Source organism: Pseudomonas sp. 1D4 (genome assembly GCF_001728925.1).
Lineage (GTDB): Bacteria > Pseudomonadota > Gammaproteobacteria > Pseudomonadales > Pseudomonadaceae > Metapseudomonas > Metapseudomonas otitidis.
In genome coordinates, this window is the sequence record NZ_LXJQ01000019.1 from 54,937 (window position 1) to 69,289 (window position 14,353).

General features: G+C 68.8%; 14 protein-coding genes. 5 read left to right on the forward strand and 9 right to left on the reverse strand.

The window, feature by feature from the left end; all coding sequences use genetic code 11:
• Positions 1-8 precede the first annotated feature (8 nt).
• Positions 9-485: a redox-sensitive transcriptional activator SoxR gene (gene soxR / locus A7D27_RS12075; RefSeq protein WP_069565035.1), complete on the forward strand. Its 477-nt coding sequence runs from the start codon at positions 9-11 to the stop codon at positions 483-485.
• Positions 486-594: 109 nt separating this feature from the next.
• Positions 595-2,532, forward strand: a complete 1,938-nt coding sequence (locus A7D27_RS12080) for an ankyrin repeat domain-containing protein (protein ID WP_069565036.1) — start codon at positions 595-597, stop codon at positions 2,530-2,532.
• Positions 2,533-2,763: 231 nt separating this feature from the next.
• Here A7D27_RS12080 and A7D27_RS12085 read toward each other — a convergent pair whose 3' ends face one another.
• The 7 genes from A7D27_RS12085 to A7D27_RS12115 all read right to left on the reverse strand — a co-directional run bounded on the left by A7D27_RS12085 (position 2,764) and on the right by A7D27_RS12115 (position 10,652).
• Positions 2,764-2,943, reverse strand: coding sequence for a general stress protein (locus A7D27_RS12085; RefSeq protein WP_044404703.1), 180 nt, complete (start codon positions 2,941-2,943; stop codon positions 2,764-2,766).
• A gap of 174 nt (positions 2,944-3,117) precedes the next feature.
• A complete protein-coding gene (locus A7D27_RS12090; RefSeq protein ID WP_069565037.1) occupies positions 3,118-4,389 on the reverse strand; it encodes an FAD-binding oxidoreductase in 1,272 nt (423 codons plus the stop codon).
• 2 nt (positions 4,390-4,391) lie between these two features.
• A complete protein-coding gene (locus A7D27_RS12095; protein ID WP_069565038.1) occupies positions 4,392-5,969 on the reverse strand; it encodes an aldehyde dehydrogenase (NADP(+)) in 1,578 nt (525 codons plus the stop codon).
• Between the two features lie 57 nt (positions 5,970-6,026).
• The gene (locus A7D27_RS12100; protein ID WP_069561401.1) at positions 6,027-6,974 is read right to left on the reverse strand and encodes a dihydrodipicolinate synthase family protein; all 948 of its coding nucleotides are present in this window, start codon (positions 6,972-6,974) and stop codon (positions 6,027-6,029) included.
• Positions 6,975-7,019: 45 nt separating this feature from the next.
• Positions 7,020-7,946, reverse strand: coding sequence for a 4-hydroxyproline epimerase (locus tag A7D27_RS12105; protein ID WP_069565039.1), 927 nt, complete (start codon positions 7,944-7,946; stop codon positions 7,020-7,022).
• 12 nt (positions 7,947-7,958) lie between these two features.
• A complete protein-coding gene (locus A7D27_RS12110) occupies positions 7,959-8,990 on the reverse strand; it encodes an Ldh family oxidoreductase (RefSeq protein WP_069565040.1) in 1,032 nt (343 codons plus the stop codon).
• A gap of 39 nt (positions 8,991-9,029) precedes the next feature.
• Positions 9,030-10,652, reverse strand: coding sequence for an APC family permease (locus A7D27_RS12115; RefSeq protein WP_069565041.1), 1,623 nt, complete (start codon positions 10,650-10,652; stop codon positions 9,030-9,032).
• Positions 10,653-10,927: 275 nt separating this feature from the next.
• On the opposite strand from A7D27_RS12115, the gene A7D27_RS12120 reads away from it, so the two are divergent.
• The 3 genes from A7D27_RS12120 (at position 10,928) to A7D27_RS12130 (ending at position 13,164) form a co-directional block, all read left to right on the forward strand.
• Positions 10,928-11,698: an AraC family transcriptional regulator gene (locus tag A7D27_RS12120; RefSeq protein ID WP_069561405.1), complete on the forward strand. Its 771-nt coding sequence runs from the start codon at positions 10,928-10,930 to the stop codon at positions 11,696-11,698.
• A gap of 119 nt (positions 11,699-11,817) precedes the next feature.
• The gene (locus tag A7D27_RS12125) at positions 11,818-12,381 is read left to right on the forward strand and encodes a DUF4124 domain-containing protein (RefSeq protein WP_069565042.1); all 564 of its coding nucleotides are present in this window, start codon (positions 11,818-11,820) and stop codon (positions 12,379-12,381) included.
• A gap of 45 nt (positions 12,382-12,426) precedes the next feature.
• Positions 12,427-13,164, forward strand: a complete 738-nt coding sequence (locus tag A7D27_RS12130) for an ABC transporter substrate-binding protein (RefSeq protein ID WP_069565043.1) — start codon at positions 12,427-12,429, stop codon at positions 13,162-13,164.
• A 208-nt stretch (positions 13,165-13,372) separates the two neighbouring features.
• On the opposite strand, the gene A7D27_RS12135 is transcribed toward A7D27_RS12130, so the two are convergent.
• Positions 13,373-13,843, reverse strand: coding sequence for a hypothetical protein (locus A7D27_RS12135; RefSeq protein ID WP_069565044.1), 471 nt, complete (start codon positions 13,841-13,843; stop codon positions 13,373-13,375).
• Between the two features lie 36 nt (positions 13,844-13,879).
• The gene (locus A7D27_RS12140; RefSeq protein ID WP_069565045.1) at positions 13,880-14,347 is read right to left on the reverse strand and encodes a tetratricopeptide repeat protein; all 468 of its coding nucleotides are present in this window, start codon (positions 14,345-14,347) and stop codon (positions 13,880-13,882) included.
• Between the last annotated feature and the right edge of the window lie 6 nt (positions 14,348-14,353).

Here is a 14,353-nt window from a genome sequence, read left to right on the forward strand (position 1 = left end):
CCGACACGATGCCCGCCGTCACTCCCGCCAACGTCCACAGGCCCCTCACCGTCGGCCAGGTCGCCGAACGCAGCGGCGTACCGGTTTCCACCCTGCATTTCTACGAAGCCAAGGGGCTGATCCGCAGCACCCGCAACGCCGGCAACCAGCGCCGCTACGCCCGCGACGTGCTGCGCCGGGTAGCGATCATCAAGGTGGCGCAACGCCTGGGCGTGCCCCTGGCGGAAGTGGCCGAAGCCCTGGCCGCCCTGCCCGAGGGCCGCACCCCCACCGCCGCCGACTGGCATGCCCTCTCCGAACGCTGGCGCCACGAGCTGGACCAGCGCATCCAGCGCCTCACCGCCCTGCGCGACCAGCTCAGCGGCTGCATCGGCTGTGGCTGCCTGAGCATGGAGACCTGCCCCCTGCGCAACCCCGGCGACGCGCTGGCCGAGTTCGGCAGCGGGCCGGTGCTGCTGGAGGACACATCAAACGACCCCACGTGAACACTGTTGGAGGGGCACCAAGACAGTTCCGCACCTGAGACAAACACCCGGTACGCAGACGCCGATTGCATTACATTGCCGACCTTTCCATCGGCAAGGGACTGCAACGTTGAACCTATCCTCTGGCGCCACTGCCCGGCGCATCGGCATTCGTGGGCTTGGCCTTGCGCTGGCCCTGCTGGCAGGCGCCCCCGTGGCCCTGGCCTTCGACATCGACATGGACGGGATCAAATGGTCGGGCATGGCCCGCAAGTTCGTGCTCGACCGTCCGGAGACGGCCACCCTGGAGATCAAGCCATTCCGCCTGCCGGGCCTGGCGCAGGTGCCGGCGCGTGTCGTCCTGAGCCAGCACCGCGGACTGTTCTACCTCAATGCCTATCAGGACCTGACGTACCAGCAGCGGGTCTACAAGTCGCCGCCCATTGCCCTGTTCAGCCCCGAGGAACTGCGCGCCTGCGAGCCCTCGGATTTTCCCATCCGGGTCAGCGAACGTTGGCCAGCGAGCAACACCCTGGACACCGGCCTCAGCCTCACGTCGCTGAGCTTCGACTGTTCGGCCCCCTCGGACTGGCAGCTCAGCCAGCGCTACCTGCTGGTCGACCAGCGTGATCCGCAGAACCCGTTGCTGGCCATCAGCCACCGCCGCGACATGAACCGGCTGGACTTCACCCCGCTGCAGCCCATCAGCGAGGCAACCGCGCAGCAGTGGTTGCAGGCCTTGCAGAAGTTTCCGCCCTGGTTCCGCCCCTTCACCAGCGCCAAAGGAACGATCACCCTCAACGCCTATGTGCCGGCCCAGTCCCCGGATGACACCTGGAAGCAGTTCCGTGCCCTGCACCAGCAACTGCTGAAGACCAAGGACAAGCGGCCGGGCATCCGCGAGGTGGAGGACTTCTTCGCCCTTCACGACTTTCGCAGCATCGCCACCGAGCGCCGCGAATACCCTGGCCTGCTCAACGACATCGCCTTCTGGGCCAGCGAGGCCGGCCAGTTGCATACCGCCCGCCCCTGGCTCGAAGAAGTGCTGCGCCGCGACCCGGGGCGCATGCCCGCCTACCTCAACCTGGCGGACCTGGATTGGGCGATCTACGAGCAGCGCCCTGAGTACGCCATCCACCAGGGCCGAGCCGTCGAGGCCTACCGGGTGTACTGCGGCCTGCGCCTGAAACGCCAGATGAGCATCCCGCCCCGGGTGCTCGAACGCCTGGGCATCACCACCGCCAACCCGCAGGCCTGCCAGGGTTTCTGGCCGCTGGTGGCCGCCGTGGATGCCGGCGACCTGGCCGAGGTGCAGCGCCTGCTGGCCAGCGGCATCAGCGGCGAGGTCATGGCCGCCGATGGCCGCAGCGCCCTGCTGCACGCCCTGGACGCGCCGCATCTGGACATCGCCCGGCTGCTGCTGGAGCACGGCGCGCGCACCAGCGGTCTCTACAACGGCAGCACCTTGGCGATCCTGGCCATGCAACGCGACCTGAGAGACAACCTCGACCTGAGCCAGGACGGACGCTTGAAGTTCCTCATCGAGGCCGGTGTCCGCATCGACGAGCCGGACAGCCGAGGCGAGACGCCCCTGATGCAGATGGCCGGAAACACACGTGGCCTGCAGGCCTTCGGTTGGCTGCTGCATTACCCGCAGGACCTCGATGTGCGCAGCAAGGACGATGGTGAAACCGCGTTGTACCGCGCCTTTTCCGCCAACAATTTCGGGGCCGTGAGGCAACTGATAGCTGCCGGTGCCGACCTCGACCTGAGCTACGGCCGTGGCACCTGCCATGGCCAGCCCATCGGCAAGAGCCTGCTGACCCTGGTGGCCGAGCAGACCGCTGCCGATGCTCGGTCACCCACCGTCAGCCAGCAGGACACCCTGGCGTTGTTCACCCTGCTGCTGGAAAAAGGCGCCGATCCCACTGTCGGCCAGCAGTGCGAGAAGAAGGGCTATGCCCTGCTGCTGGAGGCCATCTCCCGGAACAAACGCGAGGACCTGCTCGACGTGCTGCAGCGCTTCGCCGCCGCCCCACCTGTTCTGCAGCCACCTGCTAGAGACTGACCCCATCGCGGTAGATCACCCGCCCCGGCCTGCGCCAGAGCGTCCCTGAGCGTCCCTGAGCGTCTCCACGTCACGCTCGCAGGCGCCGTCGACCAGCAGGATGGCCACCTTGCAGGATCGGATGTTGCTCGGCAGCAGTCGGTCATCGGGGTGTCCTCGGCTGGGCAATGGGGCCGCTGGGCGGCGGGTGGATGACCGGGCCGGCGACACTCACCGCCGGCCCGGTGGCGCTCAGTCCTCGCTGGTGCGCCGGGCGTGGCTGCGTTGCCCGCCCTTGCGGCCGGCGGCCGATGCCCGTTCCGGGTCGTTGCGGAAGTTGCCCCCGCTCACCTGCCCGCCTTTCTTGCCGGCCTCGGATGCACGCTGGGGGTCTTCCGCGAAGTTGCCTTTGCCACCTCGATGTTGAGCCATTGCACGGTCCTCTCTTGTCTGTGGGTCCATTCGGGTCCGGCGTCGATGACGCCTAGAAGGTCTGAGGACCGGGACGGCGAGAGGTTCTAACTTTTTGCCAGGCGGAACGGGCTCAGGGTGCGGGCAGCACCTGGGGCCCCTCCGGAACGCCCCCCCTGATTTCCGTGACGCGGTTCAGCCCCTCCCCGGCCCGCCGAAGCGCCCCAGCCGGTACGCCTCCAGCCCCGCCACGGCCTGCCCCTGGGCCAGTTGGCCGATGTACTCGGCGGTGACGGCAGCCTGGGTCAGCCCCAGGTGCTGGTGGCCGAAGGCGAGCAGGACGCGGCCCTCGCCCACCCGGTCGATGATCGGCAGCGAGTCCGGCAGCGAGGGGCGCAAGCCCATCCAGGGGCTGGCGCCTTCGACGTCAAGCTCGTCGCGGAACAGCCCCTGGCTGAGGCGGTGCAACTGCCAGGCGCGGGGCATGTTCGCCGGCTTCTCCAGCCCGGCGAACTCCACGGTGCCGGCCAGGCGCAGGCCGCCGGCCATGGGCGTCATGATGAAGCGCCGTTCGAGGCTGGTGACGGCGAACGGCAGCCGCCCCTGCTCCCGCGGCAGCATCAGGTGGTAGCCGCGTTCGGTGTCCAGCGGCACCCGCGTACCGGTGAGGCGTTCGGTAAGGGGAGCGGAGTGGGCGCCGCAGGCCAGCAGCACCTGGCGGGCGCGCAGGCTGCCGCCGTCCAGGCGCAGGGCGACGCCCTCCGGCACGCGGTGGCCGTCGAGCACGCGCTGGCGATGGAAGGTGACGCCCAGCGCCTCGGCCGCCCGCGCCAGTTCGACGACCACGCGGTGCGGGTCGATGAAGTGCCCGGTGGCCGGGAAGAACAGCCCGCCGCGAATCCCGTCACTGAGCTGGGGCGCCGCCGCGTGCAACGCCTCCGCTCCCCAGAACGCCACCGGCACGCCCTGCCCCGCCATGCGCGCCTGGAGGGCCTGCAGCGCCGCGCGGGAGGCGTCCTGCTCGTACACCAGCAGCGAACCGTCCTCGCGCAGCAGGTCGGGCCGCTCGATGGCCTGCAGCAGGCGGCGCCAGGCGCCCAGGCTGGCTTCGTTGACGGCCCGCAGGCCGGCCACGGTGCGGGCGAAGGGCGCCGCCCGCAGGTTGAGCAGCAGGCGCAGGAACCAGGGGGTGGCGCGTGGCAGGTAGGTCCAGTCCAGGCGCAGCGGGCCCATGGGGTCGAGGAGCATGCCCGGCAGGCGCTTGAGAATCGACAGGTCGGCAATCGGGAACACCTGCTCGGTGGCCAGGTGCCCGGCATTGCCGAAGGAGGCGCCCTGCCCCACGCCGTCCGGGTCGAACACCTGCACCCGCAGCCCCTGGCGCGCGAGCTGCAGGGCGCAGGCGACACCGATGACGCCGGCGCCGACCACCGCGACATCCACGTCCGCTGGCTGGAGATCGCCCATGTTCAGGCCTCCCGCTCGCCGTCGAGCAGCCGCCGCAGCCCCAGGGGGTTGGCCTCGCGCAGCGCCGCCGGCAGCAAGGCATCGGGGAAGCCCTGGTAGCACACCGGACGCAGGAAGCGCTGGATGGCGGCGGTGCCCACCGAGGTGGAACGGGCATCCGAGGTGGCCGGGAACGGCCCGCCGTGGACCATGGCGTCGCACACTTCCACCCCGGTGGGCCAGGCGTTGACCAGCACCCGGCCGGCCTTGCCCTCCAGGGTCGGCAACAGCGCGTGGGCGGCATCCAAGTCAGCGTCGTCCAGGTGCAGGGTGGCGGTGAGCTGGCCCTCCAGGGCATCGAGGATGCGGGATACCTGCTCCGCTGCCTCGCACTGCACCACCAGCGCTGCCGCGCCGAAGACTTCGCCGTGCAACTGCGGGTCGGCGAGGAAGGCCTCGGCGTCGGTGACGAATAGCTGCGCCTGGCAGCGGTTCGGCCCCTCCCCTGGCAGCCCGCTGGCGACCCGACGCACCTGCGGGTGGCGGGCCAGGGCCGCGACCCCGGCCGCGTAGGCCTGGTGGATGCCGGGGGTGAGCATCACCTGGGCCTTGCACGGGCGCAGCTGCTCGGCGGCGTGGGCGAGGAAGGCATCCAGCGCTGCTCCGCGAGGCGCGATGAGCAGGCCGGGGTTGGTGCAGAACTGCCCGGCGCCCAGGGTCAGCGAGGCGATGAAGCCCTGCGCCAGGGCCTCGCCACGGGCCTGCAAGGCGGCGGGAAACAGCAGCACCGGGTTGATCGAGCTCATCTCGGCATAGACCGGGATCGGCTCCGGCCGCGCCTGGGCCGCCTGGCACAGGGCGAGGCCACCGCTGCGCGAGCCGGTGAAGCCGACCGCCTTGATACGCGGGTCCGTCACCAGGCCTAAACCCACTTCGCGACCGGCGCCGAACAGCAGCGAGAACACGCCTTCGGGCATGCCGCAGCTTTCGACCGCGCGGGCCACCGCCTGCCCCACCAGCTCGCTGGTGCCGGGGTGGGCGCCATGGGCCTTGACCACCACCGGGCAGCCGGCGGCCAGGGCCGAGGCGGTGTCGCCGCCGGCCACGGAAAAGGCCAGGGGGAAGTTGCTGGCACCGAACACCGCCACCGGCCCCAGGGGCACCTGGCGCTGGCGCAGATCGGGCCTGGGCAGGGGTTGGCGCTGGGGTTGCGCGCGGTCGATGCGCACGTCCAGCCACTCACCCGCGCGCAGGGTGCGGGCGAAGGTGCGCAGTTGCTGGCAGGTGCGGCCGCGCTCGCCCTGCAGGCGGGCCTGGGGCAGGCCCGTCTCGGCCATGGCGCGCTCGATCAGCGCATCACCAAGAGCCTCGATGGCATCGGCGATGGCGTCGAGGAAGGCCGCACGGGCGGCCGGCGTGGTGTCCCGGTACGGGTCGAAGGCGGCCCAGGCCAGGGTGCAGGCCTGTTCCACCTGTTGGCGGCTGGCGCCCGGGTAGGCGGGTTGCAGGTGTTGGCCGGTGGCCGGGTCAATGGCGTGGAGGGCGTCGCGGGTGCCGGGCACCGCTGCGCCGCCGATCAGCATCTTGCCTGTGAGGGTCATGGGGCATCCTGGGTGGCAGGTGGGCCCCACCGCCCATGGGCGGTGGGGCGGGCGGGTTCAGGCAAGGTTCTGCTCGGCGGTCCAGTTGGCGTACCACTGACGGAACAGGCCGTACTGCTGCTCGGCGTAGCGGCGCTGAGAGTCGCTGAGGGCGTCGCTCTCGTTGAAGTGCAGGCGGTACTCGCGGTCGCCGTTGAGCACCATCAGGTATTTGTAGAACAGCACCAGGTCGCAGCCCTCGTCGAAGGACGAGAGCACGTCCAGGGCGGCGCTCAACTCCAGGGCCTGGCGGCGTGCGCGGGCATCGCCCTGGGCGGCCTGGCGGCTCAGCGAGACCAGTTGCAGCACCTCCCGGGGCAGCACGTTGCCGATGCCGGTGATGGTGCCGGTGGCGTTGCAGTTGACGTAGCCGTGGAACACCTGGGTGTCGACGCCGGCCATGAGGATCACCTCGTCATCCCGCGAGGTGATGTGCTCGGCGGCGTAGCGCATGGCGTCGGCGCCGCCGAATTCCTTGAAGCCGATCAGGTTGCGGTGCTGCCCGCGCAGCTCGAAGAACAGGTCGGCGCGGGTGGAGAAGCTGTAGTACGGGCTGTTGTAGATCACCGAAGGCGTCTCCGGCGCGGCTTTCAGCACGGCGCTGAAGTGCGCCTTCTGCGCCGCCGGCGAGGCCGCACGGGAGAGCAGCCGCGGGATCACCATCAGCCCCTGGGCGCCGACCTTGGCGGCATGGGCGGCATGGGCCACCGCCTCGCGGGTGCTCACCGCGCCGGTGCCGACGATGGTGGGCACGCCGGCCTTCACCAGGCGCGCCACGCCTTCCTGGCGCTGGGCCTCGCTGAGCAGGGGCCAGTCGCCCATGGAGCCGCAGTAGACCACGCCGCTCATGCCGGCCTGGACCAGTTCGCGGCCCTTGGCCACCAGGGCGTCGTAGTCCGGCTGGCGCGCGTCGGTGCAGGGGGTCATGAGGGCGGGGATGCAGCCACGGTAGATATCGATGTTCATGCTGTCGCTCCTTGAGCAGGGATTCAGGGTTCGGGAAAACGGGGCTCAGATGCCCCAGGCGAAGGGGTCCTGCTCGTCGATGAGCAGGGTGCTGTCGGCGGTGAGGTGGGCACGCCCGGTGATGAAGGGACGGATGCGCTCGCCCTCCCACTCGTAGTGCCCCTCGAAGCGGCTGCCGGTGATGCTGGCCTGCACCCAGCGCTGGCCGGGGGCGAGCTTGCCGTCCGCCGCCAGGCAGGCCAGCTTGGCGCTGGTGCCGGTGCCGCAGGGGGAGCGGTCGTAGGCCTTGCCGGGGCACATGACGAAGTTGCGGCTGTCGGCCTCGGCGTCGGCGGCGAACAGCTCGACGTGGTCGATCAGCGCCCCGCCCTCGCCGTGGATGCCCTGGGCCTCCAGGGCCCGCAGCATCGCCCAGGTGTAGGCGGTCAGGGCCTCGACGTTGTCCAGCTCCAGGCGCTGGCCGTGGTCGTTGACCAGGAAGAACCAGTTGCCGCCCCAGGCGATGTCGCCGTGGACCACACCATGGCCGGGCACCTCCACCGGCACCTGCCGGCGATGGCGGTAGGCCGGCACGTTGCCGAGGGTGACGCGGCCGTCCTCGTGGAAGGTGGCGCTGACGGTGCCCACCGGGGTGTCGATGCGGTGCTCGCCGGGGGCCATCAGCCCCAGGTGCCGGAGGGACGCCACCAGGCCGAGGGTGCCGTGGCCGCACATGCCGAGGTAGCCGGCGTTGTTGAAGAAGATCACCCCGCAGGTGGCGCCCGGCGTCACCGGCGGGCGGTACAGCGCGCCCACCAGCACGTCGTTGCCGCGCGGCTCCAGCAGGCAGGCGCGGCGCCAGTGGTCGTGCTGCTCGCGCAGGCTGTCGCGCTGCTCGGCCAGGGTGCGGCCGGCGGGTTCGGGAAAGCCGTCCATCACCAGGCGTGTGGGTTCGCCGCCGGTGTGGGAATCGATGACATGGATGCGCTTCATGGGGCGGCTCCGTCAGGTCGGGGAATGGGGGTGATCGATCAGGTGCTGGATGTCGTCCAGCAGCGCCCGGCCGACCCAGACACCTTCGCGTTCGCTGCGCTGGCGGGCGGCGAAACGCCGCTGCGACGGCAGCCGCGCGCCCTGGTCGGTGATGGCGGTGAACAGCGCCTCGGCCCGCTGCCGGCCGGCCTCCAGCTCGCCGCCGAGAAAGCGTGCGGGATCGAAGGCCAGCAGCAGCTCGCCATGGAGCGGCGTGGCGCCGGCGCCGCCGTCGAAGGCCAGGGACTCGGCGCTGGTGAGGTCGCCGATCAGCGCGCCGGCCATCAGCTCGATCATCGCTGCCAGGGCCGAGCCCTTGTGGCCGCCGAAGGTCTGCATGGCGCCTTCCAGCACGGCCCGCGCATCGGTGCTGGGCCGCCCTTCGGCATCCAGCCCCCAGCCCAGGGGAATCGGCTTGCCCTGGCGGGCGTGCAGCTCGATATCGCCCCGGGCGATGGCGCTGGTGGCGAAGTCGAAGACGAAGGGCTCGCGCCCCTCGCGGGGCCAGGCGAAGGCCAGCGGGTTGGTGCCGAACACCCCCTGGCGGCCGCCTTCCGGGGCCACCCAGGCGTGGCTGGGGGTCATGGCCAGCCCAACCAGCCCTTCGGCGGCGATGGCCTCCACCTCCGGCCACAGCGCGGAGAAGTGGAAGCAGTTGCGGATCACCAGGGCGGCGACGCCCAGCTCGCGGGCCTGCTCCACCAGCAGCGGCAGGCCGGTCTGCAGCGCCAGCAGCGAGTAGCCCCGCTGCGCATCGACGCGGACGATGGCCGGCGCCGGGCGGCTCACGCTTGGTTGGGCCTGCGGGTCCACCTTGCCGCTGCGCAGCGAGTGCACGCACACCAGCACCCGGTACAGCCCGTGGGAGTGGCATTCGTCACGCTGGCCCCGGGTGATGGTGTCGGCGATGGCGCGGGCATGGTCCTCGCCCATGCCGTTGATGGTCAGCGCACGCAGTGCCAGGGCGTGGACCTGGTCGAGGCTGAGGTTGATGAGGTCGTTCATGGCCAGACTCCTTCCGGTCATCAGGTTGCAGAGAGTGGGCTAGGCGCGGCTGGGGAAGGCCGTGGTGGCAGGTGCGGCGTCCGCGTCGGTGCCCTCCTCGCTTTCGTCCTCGCCGCTGAGGATGATCAGCTCGGCCGGCACGCCGGTGGTGGCGCCCCAGTGGTAGATGCCCAGGGCACAGGCGGCCACGGCGAGGGTGTCGTAGGGATGGCCGAGCACGCCCAGGCCGCCGAAGCTGCCCAGCCAGGAGAGCAGCAGGGTCACGGCGTAGAAGCCGATCAGCCAGGCGGACGAGCGCACCTGCTGGGCGATGCCCAGGTGCTCGGTGGGCACGAAGCGGCGGCACAGCAGGTAGATGACGAACATCAGGATCTGCAGGCTCAGCAGCCAGGACACGGTGCCCCAGCCGGACCAGTAGACGATCAGCGCGGCGATCACGAAGGACAGCGGCCCCATCACCGCCAGGCCCCGCACGCGGAACGGGCGCGGCATGTCCGGCGCGTTGCGGCGCAGGGCCGCCACCGTCACCGGCGCCACCGCGTAGCTCAGCACCAGGGCGGCGGACACCACGTTGATCAGCGCCTCCCAGGAGGGGAACGGCAGGGTCCAGAACACCGACAGGCCGAAGGTCAGCCACAGCGCCGGGCGCGGGATGCCGGACTGCTCATCGATGCGGGTGAAGATGCGGAAGAAGGTGCCGGTCTGCGCCCAGCCGTAGATCACCCGCGGCGTGGCGTTCATGTAGATGTTGCCGCAGCCGCTGGGCGAGACCACCGCGTCGGCCACCACCAGGTAGGCCAGCCAGCCCACGCCCAGCACCAGGGCGATGTCGCGGTACGGCAGGGCGAACTCCTTGGACATCCCGGCCCAGCCGTTGGCCAGCAGCTCGGTCGGCACCGCGCCGAGGAAGGCCACCTGCAGCAGCACGTAGATGGCGGTGGAGAGCAGCACCGAGAGGATCAGCGCGATGGGGATGGTGCGCTGCGGGTTCTTCACCTCGCTGGCCACCGAGATGATCGGCGTCAGCCCCAGGTAGGCGAAGATGATGCCGCCCGCCGACACCGCCATCTCGATGCCCGAGAGGCCGAACGGCGCGAAGCCCTGCACCTGGAAGTTCTCGGGCTTGAAGAAGGTGAAGAGCACGCCGATGACCAGCAGCGGCACGATGAACTTGAACACGCTGACCAGGTTGTTGGCGCGGGCGAAGGTCTTCACGCTGCGGTAGTTGAGCCAGAAGAACAGGCACAGCAGGCCGAACTGCACCAGCCAGCCGATCAGCGTCGGGTCGCTGGAGCCCGCCTCGGTGAGGCCCGGGAACCAGGCCGCCGCGTACTGGCGGGAGGCGACCACCTCGATGGCCACCAGGCTGGAGAAGGCGATCAGCGTGATGAAGCCCATCAGGTAGCCCAGCAGCGGGCCGTGGGAGAACACCGGGTAGCGCACCACACCGCCGGCACGCGGCAGCGCCGCCCCCAGCTCGCAGTAGATGATGCCCAACAGCAGCACCGCGAAGCCGCCGAGGAGCCAGGAGAAGATGCCCGCCGGGCCGGCGATGGCGGAGACGTGGCTGGCAGCGAACAGCCAGCCGGAGCCGAAGATGGCCCCCAGGCCGATGAAGGTGAGGTCCGTCAGGGACAGCTGTTTCTTGAACTTTCCAGACATGGCGTAGCCTTCTTGTGCGTTATTGGATGGGCTGGAGAGATCCCTGTGCAGCACCGGGGCCTGGCGACGAATCAGGCACTGAGACGAACCGGTGCGACGGCGCCCCGAGGTCTGCAACGGCCATAGGGTGGCCCGCCCGGGCGCCTGCGGGCTTGATGCATTTCCTCGGTTCCCATGACGAAATCGGCACAGTTGGCGCAATGACCGGGCAAGGCTCGACAGGCCCTGGCCGCCTGCGGCAACCTGCCGGCTTGCGTGCACTGGGAGGCCGGACGATGCCGCAGAACCTGCTGGAAGGACTGTTCGCCGAAGAGGGGCTGGAACGCCCCGAGAGCATGGACGCGCTGCTGGCCAGCGCGCGGCTGCTATGGCCGATGCTGGATGCGATCCCCAATGCGGCGATCTTCATCAAGGACACCCAGGCGCGTTACCTGCTGGCCAACCGCACCCTGGTCCAGCGCTGCGGCCTGAAGGCCTTGCAACCGCTGCTGGGCAAGACCAGCGCGGAGGTCTTCCCCGCCCAGCTCGGCCCCGGCTACACCGAGCAGGACCGCCGCGTGCTGGAACAGGGCCAGGTGCTGGAAGACCAGCTGGAGCTGCACCTGTACGGCAGCCGCGAACCCGGCTGGTGCCTGACCCACAAGCGCCCCCTGCACGACCGCGCCGGGCAGGTGATCGGCCTGGTGGGCATCTCGGTGGACCTGCAATCGGCCAGCGCCAGCCACCCCGCCTACGAACGCCTGGCCGCCGTGGACGAGCACATCCGCCTGCACTTCCACGAGCCCATCACCTTGGAGACCCTCACCCGCATCGCCCGCCTCTCCGTCGCCCAGCTGGAGCGCCACTGCAAGCGGGTGTTCCACCTCACGCCCCGGCAGATGATCAGCAAGGCCCGCCTGGAGCACGCCCACCGCCTGCTGCAGACCGACCTACCGATCACCGACGTCGCCCTGCAATGCGGCTACACCGACCACAGCGCCTTCAGCCGCCAGTTCAAGCAGCTCACCGGCTTCACGCCACGGCAGTACCGGCAGGCGATGGAGTGAGACTCATGAAGGCGCACACGGAGCAGGCAGCTCGTGCGTACCGGCCCCTATGCAGAATGCTGTCGCATCCCGGAGCAACAGGTAGAATCCAACACCCTCCACTACTACACGGATGTTCAATGCGCCCTGCCGCCGCCCTGATTGCCTTCACCTTGCTCCTCGCCCCTGCCGCTTCGGCATCAGCCGCCATCTTCAAGTGCAAGGTGGCCGATGGCACGACCCAGTTCTCCGACCGGCCCTGCGGCACACCTGAAAATCAGGAAGTGATCGCACATGAGACCCCGCCCCCGGCCAAGGCAACCGACAGTGCCGAGCAGCCCGACAAGAGCCCCCTTCCGAAAGCAGGCACTCAGACGAATTACGAAGCAGCCGAGAAGGCCAGCCCACCACTGCTGACACTGGCCGACCTGCAAGGCAAATGGTCGGATCTGGACTTCGACTCCCCCCTGCGTGGCTACTGGGTATTCGGTTCAAACACCCTGCGCATGGACCGCAAGGGCATGGCGATCCGTAACCGCGTCCAGACCGCACTGCGCTTCAAGCTCAAAGGCAATCTGTTGACCATCATCCATGAACCGGATGTCCTCCACGAGAAGCGCTGGGAAGAACGGCTGGTGGTCGAGCGCTACGTACCCGGCCGCCTGATCAACCTCGGAACGCTGGTGCTTTACCGCGTCAAGTGACGCCGCTCCCGCTACGCTGAACCCGAGAGTTTTCGAGACAGCCTCATGAAAAGCATTTTCACCCGTTTGCTGCTGTACACGGCGTTCGCCACCCAGAGCGTGGGAGCCACCGAGCTGCGCATGCTCACTGACGACCACCCGCCCCTGCATTTCGAGCGCGATGGCGAGCTGGTGGGCTTCGACGTCGACCTGCTGCACGCGATCGCCCGGGAGACCGGCGACAGCATCCAGTTGGAGCGAGTACCGCTGTTGCGTGCCCTGGTGATCGCCCGCGAGGCCCCGGACGTGGCCGTCTTCACCATCCTGCGCACCCCGGAGCGCGAAGCCGACTACCAACTGGTCGGCCCGCTGCTGGAGGTCGAGACCGCACTCTACGCCCACGCCGACCACGCCCCCGTCATCACCGGTCTGGACGAGGCGCGCAAGGTGCAGCGCATCGCCGCCCCGCGCAAATGGCTGGTCTATCGCCGCCTGCAGGAGATGGGCTTCGCCAACCTCTACGGCGTCGACACGCCCGAACAGATGATGCGCCTGCTGCGCCTGGGCCGAACCGACCTGGTAGCAGCCGACACCCTCAGCGTCGACACCCTGGCCCGCGGAGAAGGCCTCGCCCCCGAGCAACTTCGCTACGCCGCGCCGGTGATGCATCAGGGCAGCTACATCGCCTTCTCACGGCAGACCGACGCCCGCATCATCGCCCGCTGGCAGCAGGCGCTGGAGACGATGCGGGCGGATGGGCGGCTGGTGAAGCTGGAGAAGAAGTGGCTGGGTGGTGCCAGGTAGCCGTGGGCACCGGGGAAACGCCATCCAGCCTCTCGAAACCAGGCATAGAAAGATCGGACCACGGCGTGCGCGTGAGCAGATGAGCCGTTGCCTTCTTCAGGACCTGGTTGCAGAAAGCCCCGCCCTCGACCCGCGTGGGGTGAATCAGGTTCTATTTGCGCCGGAGGAAAACACTCCTCAGTTGCCTGAACAGCGTGGGCCCATCTGCTCAGCACTCACCCAGCACCAGGTAAACGTCGCTCTCAGACCGACAACAGTTGAAAAGATATTCAGGTCCGTCGCGCCAGAACATGAACAACAGCGCATCACTCACGGCAAGGGCGAATGGCCTTCCACGAAAGCTGTCCAGCACTTCCCGCCAGTGCCACGCGGCCTCCTCGCCGCTTGGGAATCTGAAAACGATCGTCGACTCATCCAGCAAGCAAGGCTCAAGGTCAACGGGCCTCGATTCCAACACCTGCCATACGACCTTTCCCGCATGACAATGGACATGCAGGAAACGTCCGCCATTCGTTTCGACCAGCAGTTCTCGCCCGTTGTAGTGATGAGCGATCCAGAGGCTTCGATTGATGCAGCGATCAAGCACGTCCTGCCCCTGCCTGCCGGCAGTGGCGATGCTTTGCTCGAAACTGTCGTAAGCCTTTAGCAGCTCGGCGTCACTCTCAACGTCTACACGCATACCACTCCTCATACTGTGACCGACTAAGGCGCACCTTCATCTGAGCGCTGTCCGCTCGTCTTGCACCCCCTCGACTTCAGCCTCTTGCAGCAGTCGTATGGCCTCTTTCCTGTCCGGCTTGATGCCATTCGACCCGTAGAACAGATTCAACCCGTGATAGAGCTTCGCCTGCGGGTGGCCACAGGCAGCAGCCTGCTCGAACAGGATGGCTGCCCGCTGGCAATCCTGCTCAACCCTATCCCCTATATCGAAGCACTTCGCCAAGGCAGTGATTGCGGGGACATGGCCCAGCTCAGCCGCCTCACTGAGCATCTCGTAGCTTCTGCGTTCGAACGCCTCGATATCCTCCCCGGGAGCACTGACCGACGAATAGAGAAACAGCGCCGCGGGTACTCGCTGCGCGACGTAGGGAGCTAGGATCGAGCGTGCCACCTGAGGGTCCCCCTCACCCAGCAATCGTTCCGCTTCTCGTATTACGGATTCGGTATCGATGGCGTCATGCATGTAGTC